The sequence below is a fragment of the Stenotrophomonas sp. TWI1183 genome, assembly GCF_039673115.1.
In the GTDB taxonomy this organism is placed as follows: domain Bacteria; phylum Pseudomonadota; class Gammaproteobacteria; order Xanthomonadales; family Xanthomonadaceae; genus Stenotrophomonas; species Stenotrophomonas maltophilia_AA.
In genome coordinates this window covers 1-6,681 of sequence record NZ_JBDJKZ010000036.1, presented here as the reverse complement: position 1 = coordinate 6,681, position 6,681 = coordinate 1, and the positions used below count along the sequence as shown (strand labels likewise).

General features: G+C 66.3%; 3 protein-coding genes. 1 reads left to right on the top strand and 2 read right to left on the bottom strand.

The window, feature by feature from the left end; translation table 11 throughout:
- Positions 1 to 106: 106 nt before the first annotated feature.
- Positions 107 to 1,105, bottom strand: coding sequence for a polyprenyl synthetase family protein (locus tag ABE434_RS18790; RefSeq protein ID WP_176990793.1), 999 nt, complete (start codon positions 1,103 to 1,105; stop codon positions 107 to 109).
- A 314-nt stretch (positions 1,106 to 1,419) separates the two neighbouring features.
- On the opposite strand from ABE434_RS18790, the gene ABE434_RS18785 reads away from it, so the two are divergent.
- On the top strand, positions 1,420 to 3,033 hold the full coding sequence (locus ABE434_RS18785) for an alpha-glucosidase family protein (RefSeq protein WP_346479867.1): 1,614 nt from the start codon (positions 1,420 to 1,422) through the stop codon (positions 3,031 to 3,033).
- A 596-nt stretch (positions 3,034 to 3,629) separates the two neighbouring features.
- On the opposite strand, the gene ABE434_RS18780 is transcribed toward ABE434_RS18785, so the two are convergent.
- Positions 3,630 to 6,389 (bottom strand): TonB-dependent receptor, encoded by a 2,760-nt coding sequence (locus ABE434_RS18780; protein ID WP_346479866.1) that lies wholly within the window; start codon positions 6,387 to 6,389, stop codon positions 3,630 to 3,632.
- Positions 6,390 to 6,681 lie beyond the last annotated feature (292 nt).

The window sequence follows — 6,681 nt, the reverse complement described above, 5'->3', positions numbered from 1 at the left end:
CTGGCCGGCAGCCCTGCGGAGCCGGCCAGCGGCCGGCACTACCGGAATGCGCGCGTCAATGCCGATCCGCCCGGTTGGTGCCCACCGGTGGTCGGCACGCGTCCAATCAATGCGAGCGCTGCACCGCGTAACGGGCCAGCCCGCGCAGGGCGGCGACCGCATCGTTGTCGGCCAGGCCGTCGAGCGCACGCTCGGCGGCGTCGGCGTATTCCTCGGCACGGGCGCGGCTGTAGTCCAGCCCACCGGTGGCGTGGATGGCGGCCAGCACTTCAGGCATCGCCGTCGCATCGCCGTTCTGCACAATCTCGCGCAGGCGCTCGCGGGTGGTCGCATCCGAGTGCGCCATCGCGTGGATCAGCGGCAGGGTGGCCTTGCCCTCGGCGAGGTCGTCGCCCAGGTTCTTGCCCAGCTCATCGGCATTGGCCGAGTAGTCCAGCACGTCGTCGGCGATCTGGAAGGCGTAGCCCAGGTGCATGCCGTAGTCGTACAGCGCCTGCTGGGTGGCCTCATCGACGCCACTGGCCAGGGCGCCCAGACGGGTACCAGCGGCGAACAGCACCGCGGTCTTGCGCTCGATCACGCGCAGGTAGGCGGCCTCGTCGGTATCCGGGTTGTGGACGTGCAGCAGCTGCAGCACCTCACCCTCGGCGATCCGGTTGGTGGTGTCGGCAAGGATGCGCATGACCGGCATGCGGTCCAGCTCGACCATCAGCTGGAAGCTGCGCGAGTAAAGGAAATCGCCGACCAGCACGCTCGGGGCGTTGCCCCACAGCGCATTGGCGGTGCTGCGGCCACGCCGCAGGCTGGATTCGTCCACCACGTCGTCGTGCAGCAGGGTCGAGGTGTGGATGAACTCGATGATCGCCGCCAGCTGGTGGTGTTCGGGTCCGGCCTGGCCGACCGCGTGGCCGGCCAGCATCACCAGCATCGGCCGCAGGCGCTTGCCACCTGCCGAGATGATGTGGTCGGCGATCTGGTTGATCAGCACGACATCCGAGGACAGTCGGCGACGAATCAGCGCATCGACGGCGTCCATGTCGGGCGCGGCGAGCGTCTGGATCTGGGGCAGGCCCAGCGCGGGGCGGGTGTCTTCGGTGATGGTCATGCGGTCTGACTTTCAGGCTTGGGCGGAATTATAGGCGGTGCCGTCGTATTCCGCCCGCGAAGACGCGCCGGGACGCTGGATCGACGGGGATGGTCGCGGGCGGACGGAGCGGAACCGTGCCGATCCGGGAGGCCGCCCCCCCGTCCCGCGCGCGACGGGCGGCCGCATCACGGGGGGCGGTTGCGCCCGGAGGTGCCCCGTCCGGCGTGAATACGTATGCAAGCAACCCCACCACTGGAGGCACGCAGCTAAGCTTGTCGGGTTCGTTTCTGGCCCCCCTCGCGGGTGCCGTGGAAGCCCGAAGGGGGGCCCCAATGTCGCAGTCTCCATGGTGGCGCGGTGCCGTCATCTATCAGATCTACCCGCGCAGTTTCCTGGATGCCGACGGCGATGGCGTGGGCGACCTGCCCGGCATCATCGAGCGCCTGGACTATGTCGCCGCCCTGGGCGTCGACGCGATCTGGGTCTCGCCGTTCTTCAAATCGCCGATGGCCGACTTCGGCTACGACATTGCCGACCACCGCGACGTCGATCCGATGTTCGGCACGCTCGCCGATTTCGACCGGCTGCTGGCCGAGGCGCATGCGCGGGGCCTGAAGGTGATGATCGACCAGGTGTTCAGCCATACCTCGATCGACCATGCCTGGTTCCAGGAGAGCCGGCAGGACCGCACCAATCCCAAGGCGGACTGGTACGTGTGGGCCGATCCGCGCGAGGACGGCACCCCGCCCAACAACTGGATGTCGATCTTCGGGGGCGTGGCCTGGCAGTGGGAGCCGCGCCGCGAGCAGTATTTCCTGCACAACTTCCTGGCTGACCAGCCCGACCTGAACTTCCACAACCCGGCAGTGCAGCAGGCCACGCTGGATTACGTGCGGTTCTGGCTGGACCGTGGGGTGGATGGCTTCCGCCTGGACTCCATCAATTTCTGTTTCCACGACGCCCAGCTGCGCGACAACCCGGCCAAGCCGCTGGAGAAGCGCCTGGGCCGTGGCTTCAGCGCGGACAACCCGTACGCTTACCAGTACCACTACTACAACAACACGCAGCCGGAGAACATCGGCTTCATCGAGCGGCTGCGTGCGCTGCTGGATGAGTACCCGGGCGCCGTCAGCCTGGGCGAGATTTCCGCGGAAGACTCGCTGGCGACCACGGCCGAGTACACCGCGCCGGGCCGCCTGCACATGGGCTACAGCTTCGAGCTGCTGGTGAAGGATTTCAGCGCCGGTTACATCCGCGACACCGTGTCGCGGCTGGAAGCGACGATGACCGAAGGCTGGCCATGCTGGGCGATCTCCAACCACGACGTGGAGCGCGCGGTGACGCGCTGGGGTGGTCATCCGGCCCAACCGCGCCTGGCGCGGATGCTGGTGGCGATGCTGTGCTCGCTGCGCGGTTCGATCTGCCTGTACCAGGGCGAGGAGCTGGGGCTGGGCGAAGCGGATGTGCCGTTCGAGGCGCTGCAGGATCCGTATGGCATCACCTTCTGGCCGAACTTCAAGGGCCGCGATGGCTGCCGCACGCCGATGCCGTGGCTCGATGCGCCGAAGGCGGGATTCACGACCGGTGAGCCGTGGTTGCCGATTCCGGCGGAGCATCAGGCCGCATCGGTGGCGACGCAGGAACATGATTCGCAGTCGGTGTTGAACGCGTTCCGTCAGTTCCTGGCGTGGCGGCGGACGATGCCGACGCTGTTGGTGGGGGAGATCCGTTTCCTGGATTCGGCCGAGCCGGTGTTGATGTTCGAGCGGGTGCACGGCGAGGAGACGTTGCTGTTGGCGTTCAATCTGTCGGCTGAGCGCGTTCGGGTGTCGCTGCCGGTGGGGGAGTGGCAGGCGATGCATGTGCCGGGGCCGGATGTGGGCGAGGCGGTGGATGGCGAGCTGGTGTTGCCGGCGCAGTCGATGTATTGCGCGCGACGCGGCTGATTCGATTTCCGGTGGTATTGAGAGGGCGGGGCCGAGTGCCTCGCCCTTTTTTTGTTTTGCGCTTGTGCGTTGGAGTGCGTCAATCGCCACAGCAACTGCGACTGCAAGGGCAGGGGCGCTCTGGGCGGCGTTTTTAATGATTGGGGGGGGCCGGGGGGGGTTGTCGGGACCCGCCGCAAGTACGTCCGTGTAGGCTTTTGTCGCGCCATCCCGGGCGCTCTTGGTCCCGCCAACCCACCCGTGCCCGCCCTTTGACAATGTGCTGGTGCGCAAGGGAAAAGCGGGACTCGCTCGCGCATTGGCCGATGCATTTCTGCCTTGCAATGGCCACCGGCCAACTGTCGAGGGGCGGGGGTGTGGGGGTTGGCGGGACCGTTGTGCCGCATGGATGCGGCTCACGAGCCCCCATGGATGGGTTTACGGCGCGTCCCGCGAACCCCCACACCCCCGACCAGCCCACGGAAGGGCAAGGCTGCTGCTTCTGCACCCGCACTACAGCTTCTACATTGAGAGAAAAGCCAACAAAAAACCCGCTGCACGCGCAGCGGGTTCCTTGGGTTTTCGATATTGCCACCAAGCCGCTGATGCGGGCCCAATCAGAACTTGTAGTTCACGCCCAGCATGTAGGTACGGCCCCATTCCACGTATTCCAGCGGGCGGTCCTTCGTGCCGGCGTACGTGCGGTACGGCTCGTTGGTCAGGTTGCTTCCCTGCAGCAACAGCGTCAGCCCATGCAGGCTGCTGCTGTCGGCGAAGGTGTAGCTGACCTGCGCGTCGGTCACGTTCTCACCGACCACATAACGCAGCGTCCGGTTGCCGTTGAAATTGCCGATCTCACCGATGAAGTCCGAACGACGACGCTGGCTCACGCGTGCCTCGAACCCACTGCGCTCGTAGTAGGCCGTGAAGTTGTACACGCGCTCGGACAGGCCCGGCAGGCTGATCGGCTCGCTGCCCACGCTGGACGCGCTCTCCGGGTCCAGGATCTTGATGTCGCTGTCGTTGAAGGTCGCGCTGGCCTGCACGCCGAAACCACGCAGGCTGTCGGTCAGCATCTCCAGCGGGAACGAGGCGGTCAGCTCCAGGCCCTTCAGCTTGCCACCCTGGCCGTTCTGCGGGGCCGAGAAGGTGCCGGTCGGCAGGACCGGGACGATCATGCCCGGCGGCGGCACGTAGCTGGCCAGCAGGTCGCTGAAATCGTAGTCATCGCGCGACTGCGTGTAGACGTAGGACTTCAGGTCCTTGAAGAACACAGCGGCGGCCACGTAGGCCTTCTCGCCGAAGTACTTCTCGTACGACAGGTCGATCGCGTTGGCGCGCCACGGATCCAGCAGCGGGTTGCCGCCGCTGCCGCCCGGCTTGCCGGTGGCGGTGTCCACGCCGAACTCCAGGCCGGCACGCATCTGGTCCACGCGCGGGCGTGCGACCTGCTTGGCCAAGGCGAAGCGCAGCGTCTGCTGGTGCGGGAACATGAAGGCCAGGTTCAAGCTCGGCAGCCAATCGGTGTAGGTCTTGCCGTCATCGATCGGCAGGATGTTCTGGCCATCGGGACGCGAACGATCGAAGTAGTTGGACTGCGAGCTCTGGTCGGTGCGCACCATCTGCACGCCGATGTTGCCGCGCAGGCCGACCTCGCCGAGATCGGTGTTGATGTTGGCGCGGATCCAGGCGGTGCTGGTCTTCTCCTGCACCGTCCACGCCTTGGGAATCAGGTAGTCCAGGTTGGTGACCGGATTGAAGACCATGTAGCGGTCCACCGCGGCCGGGACGTTCCAGGCGGGGATGTAGCCGATGCCGGCGAAGCCGAGGTTGACCGGCGCGTACTGCAGGTCGCTGGCGATATTGGCATCGCCCTGGTCGCCCAACAGGATGTTGCCCTCGGCCTGGGTCTTGTCCTTGCGGCGGTCGGCGTAGTTCACGCCCACGTCCACGTCGGAGAACCACGGCAGCGAATCCGGCATCGCGAAGGTGGCCTGCAGGCGGGCACCCTTCAGGCGGTCTTCGACCATCGGCACCTTGCCGTAGCCGGAGCCGTAGATGGTGTTGGTCAGGAACAGCGCGTCCGGGTTGGCGTAGTCCAGGCCCGGGCGGATCTGCGAGAACCCGTCCGGCTTGACCACCACGCCGACCGAATCCAGCTGCGGCATCGGGGTGAGCTGCAGGTTGTTTTCCAGATTCAGTTCGTTGCGCGTGGCCTTGGAGTAGTTCACGTCGGCGACGACCTTGACCCGCTCGAAGTTGAACTCGTTGTTCCAGCCGAACGCGTCGATCTTGTCCTTGCGCTTGTTGTACATGCCGCGCACCAGCGGATACACGCCGGTCGCCACGCCGCCGGCGAAGGTGCCATCGGCATTGATCTGCGGGTTGGTGATCAGCAGGCCGGGGGTATAGCCGCCGTTGTAGTTGCTGAGGTTGACCTCGAACTGGTTGGCGGTATCGATCTGCTCGGCTTCGGTATGGAACGCATCCAGCGTGCTGGTCCACACATTCGACGGGCGGAACTGCACGGTCGCCATCACGCCGTCGCGCTCGTTGTTGCCGGTGCGACGCAGGGCCTTGATGCCGTCGGAGAACACGGTGCCCGGGGCCAGGCCGGGGCGGTTGCCCTGGTCGGTCTGCTCGGTGGTCCACGGTTCGTACAGGCCGACCTGGTTTTCCTGGATGGGCATGTCGCTGTGCGCGTAGCCGATCGAGATGCCCAGCGTGTTGTCGAGGAACTGGTCGATGTAGCTGGCGCTGAAGCGGTTGCCATACGGGTCGACATTGGCGGCCTTGCCCAGCGAACTCTTCTGGTAGCGGCCGCTGATCGCGATCACGCGCTCGGCAAAGCTCAGCGGACGCACGGTCTGCATGTCGATGGTGCCGGACAGGCCCTGGCCGACCAGGGCCGCGTCCGGGGTCTTGTACACGGTCACGCCGTTGACCAGTTCCGAGGGGTACTGATCGAACTCGACGCTGCGGTTGTCACCGGTGCTGACCACTTCGCGCCCGTTGAGCAGGGTGGTGGCGAAGTCCGGGGACAGGCCGCGCACGCTGATCACCTGGGCACGGCCGGCGACCCGCTGGGCAGCCAGGCCGGGCAGGCGGCCCAGCGATTCGGCGATGCTCACGTCGGGCAGTTTGCCGATGTCTTCGGCCGAGATCGCTTCGACCACCGAGGTGGCGTCCTGCTTGATGGCGATCGCGTTCTCGATGCCGCGGCGGATGCCGGTGACCTGGACGGTGTCCAGATTGGTCGCCGTGGCGCCGGTCGGTGCGGTGGTGGTACTGGATTCGGCGGTCTGCGCCGACGCCATCAACGGCGTCATGGCGACGGCCAGCGCGAGACTCAGCGCGCTGCGCTTGCGGTTCAACATTTTCCCCTCCCAGGCAATGTTGCCAATCGATTTTTTGGTTGCCCGGAGGACCCGGGAGCGTCATGGCGCGGTGGCCGTTGACTGCGTGGCTATGGTAGGCAGCGCGCCCGCCGCGGGAATCACCCTGCATACGTATTCAATGATGTTTGCAGTGTTGGAAGCGATTACAGGTGCGTTATCGCATTCGCGCTACCGCTCCACGTGACGCCATGCAAACCGTGGATGGGTAGTGCCGGGCGCGGGGGCGCGCCCCCGGGGCACCCCCCGCGTCGAGCGGCGCCCCCCGGCCGGC